The following is an 18294-nucleotide window of genomic DNA, read 5'->3' as shown; positions in this document are numbered from 1 at the left end:
ATAGAAAACAACCTCGGTGTCATCCCGTGGACAAGCCACGGGATGACACTGATGGTGCTTTTCGATACATGCCGCAAAGTCAGCTCGCAATGACCTTATGATTCATCCCTCTTATAATTTAAAATGGCATAATCTTTCGTTATAGTGGGGAAGAAATCTTTATTAAAAGGTAATAATTCGGTTGTTTTATCTAAAAATTCTACTTCTACTATATCACCAGCACCAAAATTTAGGATATGTTTAATTTTGCCAATTTCAGTATGGTTATTATCTAATATTGATAAATTATTTAAATCAGTTATATAAAATTCATCTTCTTCTAGTTTTGGTAAACTTGAACGTAAACAAAATAATTTATAGCCTTTTAAATTTTCTGCTTCATTGCGAGTAGATATATTATTAAATTGGCAAATTAATTTACCTTTAGAATTTTGTTTAATTAGATTAATATTTACTTTTTCGCCTGATTCGTTTACTAATTCTTTTTCAGTTATTTTTATAGCAGGATCAGTAAAAGATCTTAAAATTACATGTCCTTTTATCCCATGGCATGATTTTATTACACCGACTAAAATTAAATTTTTTAAGGAATCCATTAATTTACCTTTAAATTTTGATAGTTATATATAATAATATAATTAAAAACTTTTTTATAGATATGATAAAAAAAATAATTGCTAGCATAATAATTTCTTGCTCCTTATTACTATTACTATTTCTTTTTTTTGGTGCATTGTCTCTAGTTAATTATAATTCTGTTGCAAGTAATTTCACTAGCCGCTTAGGAATTGCCAATGAGAATATCGGAAAAATAAAGATAAATAAATTCCCAATACCTTATTTAGCTATTGAATCGATAAAGGAAGAAGGAAAATTAGATTTAGAAGAAGTTAAAGTCTATTTCTCATTCTGGTCGCTTATAAAATTTAGCCCTCAAATTAGTAAGTTAGAAATATTAGATGCTAAGATTTATACAGATTCTAAGATGCTTAATATTTATAATAATGAAGAGCTGATAGATAAGTTTTTTAAATATAAACTGCAAAATATAAATCTTAATGTTACTAACCTCAATATTATTAATAAACAAGATTATTCCATTTTAAATTTTTCTAATTGTTCATTAAAAAAGGAACATTTATCATCTAATTATATATTTAAAACTACAAGTAATGAATTAGGGACAATTTTAGGCTCAATTAATAAGAGTGAGAATGTAGTAAATTTTAGCTTTGATATTGATAATAAAGATTATAATTTTAAATTATCACAAGTTTATAAGGATTCTAAGCTTGATGGTGGTAATGGTGAATATAATATCAAAAATCTAGCATTAGCAATGTATAATATACTACCGGATTTAAGCCATATTTTAAATAAGCTGAATCAAACAAGTGCAGTAAATGTTAAGTTTAATATTTTAAATTCAGAAGATGCAGTAGAGTTAAAAGATATAGTTGTGGAATCACCATTTATTACAGGAGGTGGTGCTAGTAGTATTGCTAAAAATAATACTACTACTGGTACTGTTAATTTAAATTTTTCTAAAATAGATTTAAATTCAATAGTCTCTTCAAATACTCCGGTAACATTTGATACTGCTCCATCGAATATTAGATTTATTTTTGCGGATAAGTTGCTTAAAATCAATATTGTAATTGATGAAGTAATTTTAAGTAATAATACTGCATTAGAGAAAGTAACATTTACTTCTAGCTTATCAAAAGGCACTTTAAAAATAGATGAATGCTTAGGAAGTATTAAACCAGGTGGTGAGTTTAAGCTTCTAGGGAATGTAACGCAAAATTCTATTAGAAGTATGTTTGATGGACAAATATATTTAAAGCATAATGATTTTAATTCGTTGCTAAATATATTAGGATTTGCTGATATCACAGTTAAAGATGCTATACCATTTACTCTATCGTCTGAGTTAAAACTAACCTTAATAGATTTATTTTTTAAAGATTTATTACTAAAGACGGATAATTTAAATTTATCAGGGAATTTTTCTGGTAAATTTATTGCTCAAACCCCTCATTTAAATGCTACACTTAGTATATCTTCCTTAGATTTAACAAAAAATAGTTATCCAGTAATTTCACCTTTTATCGAATTTGTACAAGGATTGACTAAGGATATGAAGAGTCTAGATTATCCAAGTAAGTTTATCCCGATTAGAACGAATCCTTATATAATTAATTTAGATATTTTAGTAGATGGTGTTAAATATAATGATCAAACCTTTGATAAGATGAATCTACTTGCTAAAATTTCACCAGCTAATGTAAAAATTAGTAATCTAGATTTTAAAACAAATAATAGTTACTTATCAACTAGTTGGAATTTGGATGCTTCTAGCGTATTACCATCTTTAACTGTAGAAATTAAAGATGGTAGTGTAAGTACTGATTTATTATCACCTGCAAAGCTACTTGATTTAAGAAATAAATTAGTAAATGATTATAGTTTGGATAAAGTTACGCTACAAATATATGGTAATCTATCTAGCTTGTCGCAAAATGATTTAGTATTAAAAAATGTTAAATTCTATGCAGTAAATAATAGTAATTTACTACAATTCAATAATATTGAAGCAGACTTATTAGGTGGTAAATTGCAAGGTAGTGGTAATATTTTGCTAAATCCTTACTCTCTTAATTTTGTATATGCATTAAACACAATAGATTTAGATAAAGCTTCAGCACTTTTACCTAAAATATTTGCTACTTCAGAAGGTGAGATAAGTATCAGTGGTAGTTTTTCTACTAAAGGTAATACACTGCAAAATCAATTATACAATCTTACTAGTAAATCACAATTTGCTATAAATATCATCACCGTTAATAACTTTAACATTGATTCTTTTATACAAAAAATTAACAATCTTGATTATAATGCATTGAATCTCGATAAAGATATAAATAGTGCAATAACGACAGGACAACAAAGAATTACGGGTATAAGTGGTAATATTGACTTACAAAAAGGTATTGCTCTTTTAAAAGATATAAATTTTGTTACACAATATAGTACAGGAGCCGCATCTTTCGCAGTTAATATATATAATTTTGATATGGATTCGTCAAATATGCTATCTTTTTATATTCCGTCTAGCCTTGTTAAATCTGATACAAAAAACACTAATTCTAATGCAGATAAGAGTGTTTTAAACAATCTTAGTTTGAAAGTACAAGGAAGTATGTTTGCTCCTAAAAAGACCTTTGATAGTAGTGAATTAAAAAAATTGCTAATATCACCAACAACTACAGAGGCAACTGATTTAGTTAACCATTAAAAATAAAAACACATGACTACTAATAAAAATTTAGACGAAAATATTAGCTTTGAAGAAGCTTTAAGCGAACTTGAAGAAATTGTAAAAAAAATAGATAACGGGCAAGAGACTTTAGAAGCAGCAGTGAATAGTTTTGAGCGTGGTATTTTGCTTAAAAATCACTGTGAAAAGAAACTCAAAGAAGCCCGTTTAAAAATTGAGAAAATTTCTAAGCTTGCAGACTCTACAATAACCTTGGAGGAAGTGGAGGTCTAAATACAGTAAATTTTTTAAAATAAAAGCTCGATGTTATCTCGCTTTATGCTGGATTCCCGCTTTTGCGGGAATGACATTGTATAGCAGCTAACTATTTAAAATGATACAAACATAAATATTATTCTATGCCTGACCAGATAATTGATTTTATTTATGACATTCCTAATATTGTCTTATTTCTTATAATCAACATTATTTTAATGGGGTTTTGCAGTATATGCTTATATCTCTCTAAATATATTATTCCAACTAATTTCCAAAGAGAAGAACTAGGCAGCCTTGGAGGATTTTTATCAGGTGTAGTAGGAAGCATGTATGCAGTATCAACTGGTTTTGTATTAATCTCTTAGGGTTTAATTCCCCGAAGGTCTGCTTCGTGATATACTAGATGCATGGAAGAAAGCAGTTATATACATAAAAGTGATAATGTCACAGTACTAATATATCATTTAGTAACACCGGCAAAGTATAGAAGAGTAATATTCAAAGAGGAACTAGACGATTATTTATGTAAAATTTGTGAGGACATAGAAGCTCGTTATGAAATTAGATTTTTGGAAATAGGAGTAGATAAAGAACATGTACATTTTTTACTACAGTCAATACTAATGTATAGCCCAACAAAAATAACTCAAATCATAAAAAGTATTACATCTAAGGAAATGTTTAAGAAATATCCAGATCTTAAAGAAAAATTATGGGGAAGTGAGTTTTGGAGTAAAGGATATTTTATGAGCACAGTATGTAAACATGGTGATGAGCGGAAATTACGTAATTATGTAAAAAATCAAGGTTCAGGCAAACCTTCTTATAAAGCATTTCAACAAAAACAGTCAAAACTTACGCTATGTTTGGTTCTAAATATCGTAAAGATGGAGAACGAAGCTGTTGTTGCATATAGTCATCTAAAAGCCCTAACTTTATTTGGTAGACCGTTTTACCTATTTTATTTGCAGTTCTTTTGAGAAAAGCCCAAACTAGAAATGCACAACTAATGTGATTACGTTGGATACGCTGTTTTCTGCATTGGTAACGTTCTATACCAGTCAGTTGCTTAATTTTTCTATGCATGCTCTCAATTACCCATCGCAAGCCAAACTCATCTTGTGCAGCTTTAGAAGATTTTTGAGTTTTGTTATTGGTAACAACATAATCAACTCTGTTGGTAGAAACAGTAAATTTAAACAAATTAACATGCTTATTTTTGGCAAATCCTTTTATATGAATCTCCATTCCATTCTTAATTTCTTCATCTGAAAACGTCAACTTGCTAACAGCTTTATAAGGCTCGTAATCACACGTTTTACTAACATTTCTATTGGCTTTAATAGGGGCATAATAATATTTGCCCAAGGAGTCAACATGTTGCATAATTTTGTGTGTAGCATACCATGTGTCAAAAAGTACAGTTTGAAAAGGAATCTTTTTACTATAAACAGCATTATTGAACATCTTTAGTAGGTGATCTAGTTTCGTCGCTCCATCATGATCAGGTGAAAAAATGCGATAATCTATTACCCAAAACTTATCAATATCGGGGTTATAATATACAAGACTCACTACTCCTATACCGGTAGTAACTCCACCTGTAGCTCCACTATACTGCGATCTAGCAACCTCTATTTTCTTTGTGTTCCTTTTGTTTAACACCGTATCATCAAATATTGTATATCCGTTAGATGAAAAGATAACATCATTCTTAATGTGTTCCCATAACAAAGAAGGAGTATATTTTTCATTTTCTAAAAATCTATTAATAACATCATGGCTACATTTCTTGGCATGTTCAGCGTAGTAGGTTAAACTATAATTCTTTTGGCTAATTGTTAAAAATTGACAGTAATCTGTTCTATTAATTGGTATTGCTTGCAATCTGTTCCTCTTTGACATGTTTAATTATTCTTACAATAATTTATCACTCTTCCACTCATAGCGTAAGTTTTGCAGTTAAAACTTTTTGGATAGATACCTCGTAGCTCTGCTGCGAGGAGTATCATTAGATAAAAATACAGATAAGGTAAGGAGTTGGCAGAATCATCCTTTAGAATGAGTTTATGCTATAGTATATTTTGATGAGTTAATAGTTAAGGTTAGATAAGATAAGCGAATAATTAATAAGTCCGTATATGTTGCATTAGGTATTGATTTACAAGAGAAAAAAGATATTTTAGGGTTATGGATTAGCGAGAAGGAGGGGGCAAAGTTCTGGCTTGCTAATTTTTACTTACATGAAGAATAGGGGACTTAAAAATATTTTAATTGCTTGTAGTGATAACCTTACCGGCATGAGTGAGGCAATATCTTCATAATAAACGAGTTTTTCCAAATGATGATTCTGTTTTTAAGACTCTTTACTTGACAATTAACTATATTACGAGAAAATGGAGCATGCCAATCCAAAATTGGGGAGAAGATATGACTCATTTTTTAATAAAATTTGACCAAAGAATTTAATAGGATATTCTAGAATTTGGTGAGTAGGCCAGTAGAATTTTCTTCCCCCTAGCCTCTCTCAAAACCGTACGTAAACCTCTCAGCTTATACGGCTTCCATTAAACAACCACTCTTGTTATCCCTATTTTCCAATGTGCAAATAAATTTGGGTTATGCAACGCAATATTTTGGATATACTTTATTGCTTTAATTTTATGCCTCGTATACCGTTTATATTTTCTCATTGCCCATTTTACTAAGATCTTAGTAAAATGTTGTAAAACCCATGCCAATTCTGATATACCATACTTACCATAATAGTTAATCCAACCTACTAGTTTAGGGTTACATACCCTAGCAATATCTTCTAAGCTTGATCCACTTCTTTTATATATTTGGTAGGTTCTTATCTTTTGGCGTATTTCTTTACAAGACTGTTTGCTAATTGCTGGATTAAATCCAGTAAAAATCCTATTCTCTTTACTATTCTTTACTGTTCTAGGTCTGAAAGTGTATCCAAGAAAGTCAAAAGATATGCTTGGATAATTATCCTTCCGTCTATTATCCTTACAGTAGATTATCTTTGTCTTCTCTAAATTCATTTCAATGCCACACTCTATAAATCTTTCAACTAGCTTAGATAATATTTCTTTCGCTTGATTTTCTGTTTTACAGTGAACAAGACCATCATCTGCATATCGACACCATTCAACTTTTGGATAATTTCTTTCCATCCATTTATCAAATGCATAATGCATGAACAAATTACTTAGCATTGGACTAATTACTCCTCCTTGAGGTACACCACAACTCTTAGTAACTATTTTCCTATCTGATTTTTGCATTGCTGCTTTTAACCATCTTCCTATGTATAATTCTATCCATTTATTATTATTGTGTTTCTTCAATGCGCTCATGATAAGTGCATGCTGTATATTGTCGAATAATCCCTTGATGTCAAACTCCAGTACCCAATTATTTTTCCAGCATCTCTGCCTTGTTACCTCTATAGCTTCTAAGGCTGATTTATTTGGACGATATCCATATGAATCCTTTAAAAAGTGAGGTTCAATTTTTGGTTCAAGTTCTAACTTTACTACCATCTGAGCTATTCTATCTTCTACTGTAGGCACTCCTAAAATTCGTTGATCTCCATTTCTCTTAGGTATGGCTACAGCTTTAACAGGCTGTGGCATATAACTTCCTGCAGACATACGATTCCAGATCTTGTATAAATTCTTTTTCAAGTTTTCTTCAAAATCTTTTATCGTTTGTTGATCAACTCCTGCAGCTCCAGCATTTGCTTTTATAAGCTTGTATGCTTGCAACACTAACAGTTTCGAAATCTTAAATGGTTTCGTCATTACCTCTATCTCATCCCTTTAAAAAAAAGTTGAATATTAGTTAGACAGTGTAATTCACTTCCTTCGCTCCATCGTCATTACAACAACTTCAATACTACTACAAAGTGATCCGCCCCAGTGCACTGCTTTAGTATTCTTTATCTTGCAGTCACCCTGCTTGATATTCTACTTTTACATCAGTACGACTGGTTCCCGCAGTTCCATAAAAGAGCCTAGATTAGATTCATGCCACCTATACACCGAGTACCGCTTACCCAACATCCGAGTAGCCGATAAGCTTATCCCTAGAGAATGTGTAGCCCTAGGTTTTGATACTATTATCATTTACGACGCTTATAGTAGTTCACTCTCATTCATCTCTCTAATCCTTACTTCACCAAAAAGTTTTTTTTGATTTTCCTTAATGCTCACGACCATCGCTCTTAACCACAGCCGCTTAAGGTAGTTTGAGACCAACTCTCGATAACCGATCTCGGTGGACCTACCACCATCTCTTCTATAGCTTTGCTACGGCACACACACAAATTTTAGAACAGAGCCGAATTGGTATCTTTTTTAACTTGCATCATAATTAGCACCAGATAACTCTACTATCTCAGGTTCTTGATTAGAGGTAGGTATATTATCTTTTATATCTATATTAATCTCTTCTGTAGGTAGTACATTAATTTGATTATCATTTAAGTGATTTGTGTTTTCCAAATCGGTACTTATAAGCTCAAGAGTATTCTTAAGATTTACTAAAAGATTTTTTGTTTCTACCCCGTTTTTATGTAAAAGATCGGCAGAATATATTACTTTTTTTATTGTCCCAAATTTGGGAGAAAAACCCCGCACTTGCAGTGCGTCGTTTTAACATATAGAATGTAGAGATGCAGTATTACAAGAAGATAAGCCACACAGTTTACGATTGCACTTATCATATAGTATGGGTGACTAAATATCGATATAATATATTGGTTGGTGATATTGGTAGGAGAGTCAAGGACCTAACCCAAGAGATATGTAAGGATAATGGAGTAGAGATATTAAGAGGGAAGATAGCTTCAAATCACGTACATATCTATGTATCTGTGCCACCTTATCAAAGTATTAGTAAGGTGGTACAGTATCTAAAAGGAAAGAGTTCAAGGAAGATTCAGCAGGAATTTCCAGAATTACGGAAACAGTATTGGGGTAAACACTTATGGGCTGTTGGATATTTTGTCAGAACCACAGGCAATGTGACTGACCAAATGATCAAGGATTATATTGATAAACATGAATCGAGAGATGATAAGTTTGGAAACTTTCAAGTTGAAAACTAGCTATAGCTAAGGCATTGATGCCGTAATCTTAAGCCCTGCATTTGCAATGCAGGGTGGTTAACTATTTCTATTGGATTTTGATTTAAGTGTGACATGTCACTAGAGATGTCTAATGCAGCTAAATATTCGTTATACCATTCTTGATCATCAGGAGAAGAGCTTTGCATTTTACTTTTGATAATTTCTTGAAATATTTGCTTACCTCTTTCAATATTAGGAACTTTTTTAGCTTCACTTTCAACTAATGTTAATTTAATAATATTTTTATAGTCCCTTTGGTGGTTAAAACCTCCATCTTCCAGATGGAAAAGCTTTAGCTTGCCATGTGCGCCATGATGCATTGCATCATAAGCACCATGAGTTCAACACTTCAGGAAATCACCTAACAGTTTACTATCGTCTTTATCACACAGTGTGGTAGAAATTGTTTGTGCACGCAGTGACTGTAGATCTAATAGTGGTAATGTACCGATTATATGATTAAAGACATATTGAGGCACATGAACCAGACATGATTTCTCTCACATACGGCTTGAATAAGCTTTAGCTTGATATGCGACTTCTAGTCGCTATAAAACAAACTTTCATCTCTCAGATGAAAGTGATTGATTTCTTCTTCGTTCAATTATGATTGTAAACTGGGATCATTTTTTAATACACTAGCTGTAGTTACAGGATCTGAAAATAAACAAATATTTTCAGTATTGTCTATTGTGTGCGTTGTTGCCATAGCTAAAAAGCTTGTTGTACCAAAAGTTGTTACACTTTCAACTGCTTTAGGGTTATTTATTTGTGATACTATACGAGCATTTACTAGTTTCATAGTTGCAATTATTTCTGTTGTATGTTCAAAATATGATAACAACAAATTTTCATCCTCTTTAACAAATGGCAGCACAGATAAGATAGAAAACGTTCCAGCATGACTAAGTTGTTTTTGATTTACGTTTACTGAAAATTTTCCATCACAGCTTAAGGTTTTTTCTAATTTTATTGTTTCTTCTGATTTTCCTGTAAGATTTTGAGATATATTATCATTTTGTATTGAAATAAGTTTTGAATGATCTATAATTCTATTATACATAGCATTTAGATCTTTTTCTTTTATAAGATTCTTATCTTCTAATTGATCTGCTGCTTTTCTAATATCATCTATATTATTAAGCTGTCCATTTTTTAGCTGTTCTCTAATTTTACCATAAAGCTTGTTAACAAAATTAAGCTTGGGTTGTAGTTCTAGAACTAAATTGTTTATTAAATCTTGGACCACCATTATTGGTTTTGTAATTCCTACTTGCTTTTTAGTCATATAACCTTCCTTAAAATGAAAAATTTTTATTAATTTATACTATTTAACTTTAAAACTTATTTTGCTTTTTAATTACTTTTATTTTCACTATAGCTAGCATAAATATCAGACAGCTTATTATTGTTCCTATAAATACTCCCCTGAGGTTAAAATATTGTAGTGATAGAGAGTAATATTCCCAAAGTAGAAAAGTTGCTGCTCCACTTAGTGATGATAAAACCATTATTTGTGTTGGTACTCTAATGCTAAAAAGCATTGTTACTAGCGGTACTAATATTACAGGTCCCCAAAAGCCGGTAAAGAATACTACTAAATCTATTACGTTGCTAAATTTTAGAGCAGCAATTATAGCAAGGCTTCCTATTACTACATTAATAATTCGTGCAATTAATAATAGTTTTTGCCCGTTTTTTACCTTTAGAATCGGGTTAATTATATCTTTAACAATAGCTATAGAAGTAACATTTAAGTCAGAATCCGCGGTAGACATAACAGCAGCAAGTAGCCCACTTATCACTATACCTTGAATTAAAGGCGGAATTATTTGATTGATTAGATAGGGTAATACTAAGCTTGATGGTTGCTCTGGATAAAGTTTATAAGCAATTAAACCATTTAAAGTAACGCAAATTAAAAAGAATAAATATATAACCGATTTTGTATATATTGCTTTAGTTGTTTGAGTAGGGTTTTTATTAATCAAAGCTCTTTGAATAAAAGTAGGATATAGATTCATCATACTAAAGCTTAAAGCAGCAGCGATTATATAAGAAAATAAGTTAGATTGATTAGTTTCAACAATCAAATCACCTATAAAACTTATAGAACCAACTTTATTTAATCCTGTAAAAGTAACAACAGGTATCGCAATTATCATAGCAAAAAATTGCAATATATTGGTAAAAACAATAGATTGTAAACCACCGATTGTTGTATAAATAAGTACTATACTATAGCTTAATATTACTCCTTCTATATAGTTTATCTCTAGAATATACTGAAAAATATAACCGCTGACACTTATTTGAGCTGCTAAAAATCCAACCGATACAATTACGGAACTAATCCCGCCAATGAAGCGACCTATATTGCCGTAGTATATACTCATTATATCGCCTATGCTTTCTGCTCCATGATGCTTTGCAATTAGCGGTACTATATAAATAGCGATTATGATATCTATCGGGATAGTAAGTATTAAAGCGTAAGCATAATATGCATGTCCTAAAAAAGCTTTTTCTGTAATACCGAAAGTAGTAGCTCCTCCTACAGAACTTGCAAATATGGTAGCTATTAACAGTAATTTGCTATTCTGAACCTTACTCTCTACATTTGCATAGTTTTTAAAGCTACTATTTTTAGCTCGGTAATAAATACCTACGGCTAAAATTGATATTAGATATAAGAATACGATAATATTATCGATAGGTATTTTAGGCATTATAAGATTTCTGAATTAAAATAAATTATTAATATATCTTATTTATCACAACATAAAAATAAAAAACTCATTAATAATTATTAACTAATTGATTAACAGATATTAATATTTTTTGAATAAATAATTCAATGTAAATAAATAGGTTAATTATGTCCGATTTTAAATGTATAGCTACTCTTCCTAAAGATTTAAGAACCGGTCCTCACGATCCACTGCCTCCGGTACATACTATTGGAGGAAAATTAATAGCTGCTTTACCTTATCCTAGTTTAATGACCACTCAAACTACAAATATGTTGATAGAGTTTGGCAAATGTACCCAAGGTGTAGCTTATAATGTTGTTAATTGGGGAAGCAAATTATTAAGATCTTGTCCGGATGATAGTAAACATAGTATTGATGAAGTAATAAAAGACAGTAGTAGAATAAGCTTTGTATTTGATGGACCTTTTGAAATATTTTCAAATGGAACAGTAAATTTCTGGGGGACGTCATATAATGTTGTTGGCAATGTAATAAAAGAGGGTAGCACTGCTGTTCTTAGAGGCTTTAATACGACAAGTGCTTGTTCTAGTAGTAATTTAAGAAGTGATTTATTTCCAAATTCAGCAATAGTAGTACAAGGTGCGGGAATAAGTAGTGGATGGATAGATGAAAATAATCCTGATAGGCTTGTTATGCCAAATAGTGACCTAGCTACTACTTCTGGATTAGCATCATTTGGTATACAAATGGTAGTAATGGTTTGTGGTGTACTATTTTCCATATGTGATATCTTTAAAATTCGGGAATATTGTAAAGGTGAAAGAAAAAAACATATGATCTTGATGAAATTTATCCGCCCGATAGTAATAAATTAAATAATGAATTCGTAGAGCATAATGGTAAAACATATCAATATAACGAAGATACTGATACTTACCTGCCACTTACCGGCGTTGATCTTGGTTATGTATAAGTTTAATGTCATTGTAAGTGAGCTTAAAACTTAAGTAGAGTGTAGAAATCTCATAAAGCAAACTCCTGAGATTGCACACGTACAAAACTTACAGTTTCTCCGGCGTTGTTACATGGCTCAAAAAACATGTACAATGTCATCCCCGCATAGGCATTGCCCGCGTGGATTATTTTCTCGTCATTGCCACGCTCCTTGTAATCGCATAGCTCTTGACGACTCTCAATTCACGCAGGCAATCCTCATGCAGGGATGACATCGGGAGCTATGCAACAAGACCAGTTTCTCTTCACAATAACGTTTTATAGCATTAAAAAATTCAATGCGTAAAAATATCAACTTCATCCCAGCCGACTAAATCTAAATTGGCTCTGATCGGTAGAAATTTAAAGATGTCTTGAGCAAGTTCAAATCTATTTTCTTTAATTAACATTGCTATTAAATGCTCTCTTAACTTATGCAAATAAAGCACATCTTTAGCAGCATATTCTTGTTGGCCGGAAGATAAATTATCAGCACCCCAATAAGAAGATTGTTGTTGTTTGGAAATATTTACTCCTAACAATTCTCTACATATATCCTTAAGCCCATGGCTTTCAGTATAAGTTCTAACTAGCTTTGAAGATATTTTAGTACAAAAGATATTCTCTAAATCAACTCCCAAATATTTTTTTATCGCTGCTAAATCAAACCTTGCGAAATGAAATATCTTGCAACGTTCTTTATCACTTAATAAATTTTTTAGGTTAGGAGCATTATAGTTTTGATCTAGAAAATGCACAAGGTGAGCATCACCATTTCCGTTACTAAATTGTAGCAGACAAAGTTTATCTCTATATAAATTTAACCCCATCGTTTCGGTATCTATCGCTAAATCGCCTTCTAAATCAAAATCATCAGGTAAATCGTTTTGGTAAAGTGTAATAGTCATAATATATTCTTTGGTTAAATTTTAAGTTCTGTGATAAGCCTATGGTTTGCTATTGGTATTAAATACTTGTTCGTTTGGAGCTGCTATACCTAAAACTTTGCGTGCTTGCTCATCTAGCATATCTTTGTCTAACGATTCGGTTCTAAGTAGTTTAACGTTATGTTCAAGTTCTACTCGCTCAGCTCGCAATAATTTCAGTTCATCATAGGCTTTTTCAAGCTTTCTATTTACTTTTAAATAGGCAATAACTCCTTTATTGCCGTAAATGCAGTGAAAAACAAAATATCCTAGCAGCAATGCTAGAAAGATATTTAAAATTATTTTTTTTGTATGATTATTTGAAAGTATTGAATTAAAAATACTCATAAATATAATCCATTTATAGAAAATATTACTGGAGCAGTTAAAATTATACTGTCAAATCTATCCAATACTCCTCCATGACCTGGTATAATATTGCCGCTATCTTTAATATTAAACTTTCGTTTAAAATATGAAATAAATAAATCACTTAGCTGAGCTATTAAAGCTAGCGTGCAACTAATTATAAACAAATAAATCCTATTTGAGAAATAGTAATTTTCAATATAAAAACCTGGTATAAAACTAATTAAGATTGTAACTAAGCCTGCCGATAATATTCCTGTAATTAAGCCGCTCCAAGTTTTTTTAGGGCTAATTTTTGGAGCAAGCTTTGTACCGCCAAAAGCTTTGCCGCCAATCATCGCAAATGTATCTACCGACCAAATTATGCAAAAATAAAGCATAATAAGCCAGTTATTTATAGGATTGCTACTTAAGAATATTAATAAGCTTATGGGAATTGGGATAATAATTAACCCTATTATTAGATATATAGTAGAAGAATAGGTCATGTCATACCATTCGCTAAGCATTCCTATAGCCACTAATACCATTAAAATATAGAATAAAGGTTTAAGCCATAATATAGCTACCACAAATGATGGTACTAATACTATACCGGACAGTACTCTTAAATATAAATTTGATTTTTGTTTATCTTTTGCCAAACGTTCTTTTCCTTTTTGAATAATCATCTATAGCGTTTATTATGTCTTCTTTATTAAAATCAGGCCAATATTTTTGAGAAAAATATAGCTCAGCATAAGCTGCTTGCCAAAGCAAGAAATTACTAATCCGGAAAACACCGCCAGGTCTTATTAATAAATCTACATCCGGCATTTCTGGATCATATAACGCATTCTGTATATCGCTCTCAAGAATTTCTGTTTTACCACTTGCAATAATTTTAGTGCAAGCATCTGTGATTTCTTGACGGCTACCATAGCTAAAAGCTATACAAAGAGTTAATTTGTTATTATCTTTCGTTAATTCTATAGCATTATTTATTTGTTTTTGCAATGAGTCGCTTAATAAATTAAGCCTACCTATTACTTTTATTTTAATGCCATTTCTATGTAAATTATCTAGCTCTTTTTTTAAATAAATATTTAATAACTTCATTAAAAAAGATATTTCTGTAGTTGAGCGTTGCCAATTTTCAGAAGAGAAAGTATATAGCGTAACATATGGTATTTTAAGGTTAATAAATTCCGGTAATAATTCATGAACTTTATCAGCTCCGGCTCTATGTCCCTCAGATTTAGGTAAGTCATGCGTAGCTGCCCAGCGTGCATTACCATCCATTATTATTGCTAAATGTTTTATGTTAGTCATTATTAAATATATATTTTTGGTTCTTTTTAATGTCATTGCGAGCCTTTGAAAGTGGCGTGGCAATCTCGTCAGACTTTTTAAGATTGCTTTGTCGCTACACTCCTCGCAATGACGACTATACCAATTTTTAAAGTTCTATCTTAGTATACACAGGAAGTTCTATTCTAACCGACAGCCCACCTAAATCCTTGCTATCCTCTAGGTAAAGAAATCCATTATGATTTTTTATTATCTCACGAGTAATGGCAAGTCCAAGTCCTACATTACTTGAATTATCTAACTGTCTTGCTTTATCTGATCTATAAAATGGTTTTAATACTAAAGGTTTTTCTGCATCATCTATGCCCCTGCCATTATCTTCAATTATTATCAATAAGTTAGATGAATTAGCATTTAACGAAATTCTAACTTTAGTACCATATTTTATAGCGTTACTGATTAAATTAGACAAGGCTCTTTCGAAAGAATGTGGTTTAATTCGAAGTTTCACTCCATCTAATTTACTAGGATTTATAAACTCAATATCTATATGTGACCATTTATTTAAAAAAGATTTAATCCAAGATAAAATAAAAACTTCTTCAAACTGTTCTGCACTTTCACCTCTGGCAAAATCTAAATAGGAATTTATCATTTGCTGCATGGTTAATATATCTTGCTTTAATCCGTCAGTTTCTTCATTTTCGTCCATTAATTCAAGTTGTAATTTCATACGTGTTAAAGGAGTTCTTAAATCATGAGAAATCATGGCAAGCATAGTAGTTCGTTTGGTGATTTGCTTTTCTATACGAGATTTCATCTTTAAAAAAGCAAGCCCTGCTTTTCTTATTTCTAAAGCACCTGTAGGCTTAAAATTCTTACTTTTTAAGATACCTCGACCGAATTCGTCCATACTATCTGCAAGAGCAAGTATTGATTTAATTTGATTCTTAGAGAAAATAATAGAGATGGAAAGTAATATGATAGTTAAAAATATAATCCACAGAACAAAAATATATACTGTTGGGTTAAGTAAAAGTTTGGCTGGAAAAGAAATATTTAATATCTCATTATTTAGTTCTAATAATACTTGAATTCTATTTTCCTTAGTTAAGTTAATTATATTTTTCTCATGAATTTTTGTATTTAAAATATTTTTAAATATAGTTAAGGGTTCGTTTAACTTAGGCTGTTTTGCTAATAGTTTCTTATTAGGCTCAAATTGATAAGATAAATTGAGGTAATTTTCTGATAAATGTGTTATTTCTTTGGGATTGTTTTTATGCTCTTTAATTAAAGATTCTATTTCATTGATAATAATGGTGCTAGTATAATATGAAACATTATACCAATGACGATCATAAAACAAAAATATAGCAACTAGCTGTCCTATCAGAATCGGCATAATTATGATAAGCATAAATCTTAGGAACAAAGTCCTAGGTAATATTTTAGATATAAAGTGCATATCCCTCGTTACGCACGGTTTTTAAATATTTTGGTTCTTTAGGATTATCTTCCAGCTTATTCCTTATTCTTGTAATTTGTACATCGATAGAGCGTTCACTAAGACCTCCCATAATTTTTGAAAGCTCAAAGCGGCTAATAGAAGTGCCAAGACGTTCTATAAATATTTCAAGTAACTTCTGCTCAGTAGAGCTAAGCGGAATTATCTGATCATTTTTAGTAAATTCTTTAGTATTATAATTATAAAAATTATTGCCAAATTTAGTTATATTTTTTTCCTTTTTAGGACTATTATAATTATTGATCAAGTTATTTATACGCAATAATAATTCTCGTGGTTCAAAAGGTTTGATAACATAATCTGATGCACCAGCTTCAAGACCTTTAACGCGGTCATCGGCTTCCGATAAAGCAGTTAACATTACTATCGGTATATTATTGCCAGCATCCCTAATGGTAGTAGCAAAATCAAGTCCTGTAATACTTGGTAACATGACGTCTAAAATAATCAAATCGTAATTAGAAGTCTTCAACAAATCTTTTACCTCTATAGCTGAGACGGCAGTTGATACTAAAAACTCATTTTTATTTAAAAACTGCTTTAAAAGTGCTAATATTCTGGTATCATCATCAACAATTAGGATATGTGCCTTATATTCTTGCATATAAATATGATGTAATTTTTAAAAATTTTTTCGTCATTGCGAGGTGCATAGCGACGAAGCAAACTTAGGAGTTTGCTTTATGAGATTGCCACACTCCTTGCAGTCGTTCGCAATGACATAATTACTCTAGTACAAATAACAATTAATAACAATGACAAAAAATTCAGAAAATAATCTTTGGTATATTTGGATTAATGGTGAGTTAGTTCCTTATGAACTTGCTACAGTACATGCTTTAACTCATAGTTTACATTACTCAGGATCGGTATTTGAGGGTGAGCGGGCTTATAATGGTAAAGTTTTTAAACTTAAAGAACATACTGAAAGATTAATTAAATCAGCAGAAGTTTTAGGGTTGAAAGTACCTTACAGTGTAGAAGAAATTGTAAAAGCCCACAAATTATTAATAGAAAAAAACAATATTCAGGATGCATATATAAGACCGCTTGTTTGGTGCGGGAGTGAATCTTTAAATATTATTAATCCTAAATTATCAACTAATGTTCTGATTGCGGTTGTTTCTTCTATGCCACGAGCATTTACTGCGGGATTTAATTTGCATGTAAGCAAATGGCGTAAGGCTGCACCTAATATGATGCCGGTACAATCTAAATCCGCTGCTTATTATAATATGGCGATAACCAGTAAAAAAGAAGCTAAAGCTCTTGGTTATGATGATGCATTATTACTTGATTATGAGGGATATATTGCGGAATGCACTACAACAAATATTTTCTTTGTTAAAGATAATGTGCTATATACTCCAATTGCCGATAGATTTTTAGATGGCATAACAAGACGAACTATTATTGAAATTGCAAAAAATTTAGGGTTAGAAGTAAGAGAAGAGCGTATAAAGCTAGAGCAAATAGAAGATTTTACTAGCTGTTTTGCTACCGGTACGGCAATTGAGGTTCAGAATATTAATTCTATAGATCTCGACGGAAAGAAAGTTACTTTTAATGATCATAAAATTGTTGATATGTTAAAAGAGGAATATGATAGAATTGTAAGGGGATAAAAACGTCATTGAAAGGAGAATCACTTGTGCGGCAATCTTGTGAGATAGTCCACGGTATCCAGAAAAACAATAAAAAAACACTAACATATTTTTAACTGGATCCCGTGGACAAGCCACGGTATGACAAAATAGGCTTGCAATGACGAAACAACAACATAAAAATGAAAAGCA

At 31.1% G+C, this 18294-nt stretch carries 18 protein-coding genes and 3 pseudogenes; 8 read left to right on the top strand and 13 right to left on the bottom strand.

Features of this window, described 5'->3' with window-relative positions:
• Nucleotides 1-95: 95 nt before the first annotated feature.
• Nucleotides 96-596: a ribosome maturation factor RimM gene (rimM, locus tag ACOAL3_RS04310; protein ID WP_419235469.1), complete on the bottom strand. Its 501-nt coding sequence runs from the start codon at nt 594-596 to the stop codon at nt 96-98.
• A gap of 62 nt (nt 597-658) precedes the next feature.
• Here rimM and ACOAL3_RS04305 point away from each other — a divergent pair, with 62 nt between their 5' ends.
• From ACOAL3_RS04305 to tnpA (ACOAL3_RS04290), 4 genes and pseudogenes are all read left to right on the top strand, one after another.
• Nucleotides 659-3298 carry an AsmA-like C-terminal region-containing protein gene (locus ACOAL3_RS04305; RefSeq protein ID WP_419235468.1) on the top strand — a complete coding sequence of 880 codons (2640 nt, stop codon included), beginning with the start codon at nt 659-661 and terminating at the stop codon, nt 3296-3298.
• 12 nt (nt 3299-3310) lie between these two features.
• Entirely contained in the window at nt 3311-3553 is a 243-nt protein-coding gene (locus ACOAL3_RS04300; protein WP_395477456.1) for an exodeoxyribonuclease VII small subunit, read from the top strand.
• A gap of 125 nt (nt 3554-3678) precedes the next feature.
• Nucleotides 3679-3897: pseudogene (locus ACOAL3_RS04295) on the top strand (bestrophin-like domain); the annotation flags it as partial.
• A 48-nt stretch (nt 3898-3945) separates the two neighbouring features.
• Nucleotides 3946-4350 (top strand): annotated as a pseudogene (gene tnpA, locus ACOAL3_RS04290) (IS200/IS605 family transposase); the annotation flags it as partial.
• Nucleotides 4351-4393: 43 nt separating this feature from the next.
• Here the strand turns inward: tnpA (ACOAL3_RS04290) and ACOAL3_RS04285 are convergent.
• The gene (locus ACOAL3_RS04285) at nt 4394-5425 is read right to left on the bottom strand and encodes an IS701 family transposase (RefSeq protein ID WP_473198142.1); all 1032 of its coding nucleotides are present in this window, start codon (nt 5423-5425) and stop codon (nt 4394-4396) included.
• A 127-nt stretch (nt 5426-5552) separates the two neighbouring features.
• Here ACOAL3_RS04285 and ACOAL3_RS04280 point away from each other — a divergent pair.
• Nucleotides 5553-6007, top strand: a pseudogene (locus ACOAL3_RS04280) (transposase); the annotation flags it as partial.
• 98 nt (nt 6008-6105) lie between these two features.
• On the opposite strand, the gene ltrA reads toward ACOAL3_RS04280, so the two are convergent.
• Nucleotides 6106-7350 carry a group II intron reverse transcriptase/maturase gene (gene ltrA, locus ACOAL3_RS04275; RefSeq protein WP_419235467.1) on the bottom strand — a complete coding sequence of 415 codons (1245 nt, stop codon included), beginning with the start codon at nt 7348-7350 and terminating at the stop codon, nt 6106-6108.
• Nucleotides 7351-7905: 555 nt separating this feature from the next.
• Nucleotides 7906-8187 (bottom strand): hypothetical protein, encoded by a 282-nt coding sequence (locus tag ACOAL3_RS04270; RefSeq protein ID WP_419235466.1) that lies wholly within the window; start codon nt 8185-8187, stop codon nt 7906-7908.
• 35 nt (nt 8188-8222) lie between these two features.
• On the opposite strand from ACOAL3_RS04270, the gene tnpA (ACOAL3_RS04265) reads away from it, so the two are divergent.
• Complete coding sequence (gene tnpA / locus ACOAL3_RS04265) at nt 8223-8657, top strand: IS200/IS605 family transposase (protein ID WP_341794258.1); 435 nt, start codon at nt 8223-8225, stop codon at nt 8655-8657.
• Here the strand turns inward: tnpA (ACOAL3_RS04265) and ACOAL3_RS04260 are convergent.
• The 3 genes from ACOAL3_RS04260 to ACOAL3_RS04250 form a co-directional block, all read right to left on the bottom strand.
• Entirely contained in the window at nt 8654-8998 is a 345-nt protein-coding gene (locus ACOAL3_RS04260) for a hypothetical protein (protein ID WP_419235465.1), read from the bottom strand. The genes tnpA (ACOAL3_RS04265) and ACOAL3_RS04260 overlap by 4 nt on opposite strands.
• A 284-nt stretch (nt 8999-9282) precedes the next feature.
• Entirely contained in the window at nt 9283-9966 is a 684-nt protein-coding gene (locus ACOAL3_RS04255) for a hypothetical protein (RefSeq protein WP_419235464.1), read from the bottom strand.
• A 49-nt stretch (nt 9967-10015) separates the two neighbouring features.
• The gene (locus ACOAL3_RS04250; RefSeq protein WP_419235463.1) at nt 10016-11407 is read right to left on the bottom strand and encodes a sodium:solute symporter family protein; all 1392 of its coding nucleotides are present in this window, start codon (nt 11405-11407) and stop codon (nt 10016-10018) included.
• A gap of 149 nt (nt 11408-11556) precedes the next feature.
• On the opposite strand from ACOAL3_RS04250, the gene ACOAL3_RS04245 reads away from it, so the two are divergent.
• The gene (locus tag ACOAL3_RS04245; protein WP_419235462.1) at nt 11557-12267 is read left to right on the top strand and encodes a hypothetical protein; all 711 of its coding nucleotides are present in this window, start codon (nt 11557-11559) and stop codon (nt 12265-12267) included.
• 414 nt (nt 12268-12681) lie between these two features.
• Here the strand turns inward: ACOAL3_RS04245 and ACOAL3_RS04240 are convergent, their stop codons facing one another.
• The 6 genes from ACOAL3_RS04240 to ACOAL3_RS04215 form a co-directional block, all read right to left on the bottom strand.
• Nucleotides 12682-13293, bottom strand: coding sequence for a ribonuclease D (locus ACOAL3_RS04240; RefSeq protein WP_419235461.1), 612 nt, complete (start codon nt 13291-13293; stop codon nt 12682-12684).
• A 39-nt stretch (nt 13294-13332) separates the two neighbouring features.
• Nucleotides 13333-13659, bottom strand: a complete 327-nt coding sequence (locus ACOAL3_RS04235; protein WP_395477482.1) for an FtsB family cell division protein — start codon at nt 13657-13659, stop codon at nt 13333-13335.
• Nucleotides 13656-14351, bottom strand: coding sequence for a phosphatidate cytidylyltransferase (locus ACOAL3_RS04230; protein WP_395477483.1), 696 nt, complete (start codon nt 14349-14351; stop codon nt 13656-13658). The genes ACOAL3_RS04235 and ACOAL3_RS04230 overlap by 4 nt, the downstream gene beginning before the upstream one ends.
• A complete protein-coding gene (gene uppS / locus ACOAL3_RS04225) occupies nt 14311-14991 on the bottom strand; it encodes a polyprenyl diphosphate synthase (RefSeq protein WP_341788107.1) in 681 nt (226 codons plus the stop codon). Before uppS ends, ACOAL3_RS04230 begins: the two co-directional genes overlap by 41 nt.
• Before the next feature lie 127 nt (nt 14992-15118).
• Nucleotides 15119-16438, bottom strand: coding sequence for an ATP-binding protein (locus tag ACOAL3_RS04220; protein WP_395477484.1), 1320 nt, complete (start codon nt 16436-16438; stop codon nt 15119-15121).
• Nucleotides 16422-17102: a response regulator transcription factor gene (locus ACOAL3_RS04215; RefSeq protein ID WP_419235460.1), complete on the bottom strand. Its 681-nt coding sequence runs from the start codon at nt 17100-17102 to the stop codon at nt 16422-16424. The genes ACOAL3_RS04220 and ACOAL3_RS04215 overlap by 17 nt, the downstream gene beginning before the upstream one ends.
• 151 nt (nt 17103-17253) lie before the next feature.
• Between ACOAL3_RS04215 and ACOAL3_RS04210 the strand changes: the two genes are divergently transcribed.
• Nucleotides 17254-18123 (top strand): branched-chain amino acid transaminase, encoded by an 870-nt coding sequence (locus ACOAL3_RS04210; protein ID WP_419235459.1) that lies wholly within the window; start codon nt 17254-17256, stop codon nt 18121-18123.
• Nucleotides 18124-18294 lie beyond the last annotated feature (171 nt).

It is taken from the genome of Rickettsia endosymbiont of Nabis limbatus (assembly GCF_965196655.1).
Classification (GTDB): domain Bacteria; phylum Pseudomonadota; class Alphaproteobacteria; order Rickettsiales; family Rickettsiaceae; genus Rickettsia.
This window is presented reverse-complemented; position numbering and strand designations above follow the sequence as displayed.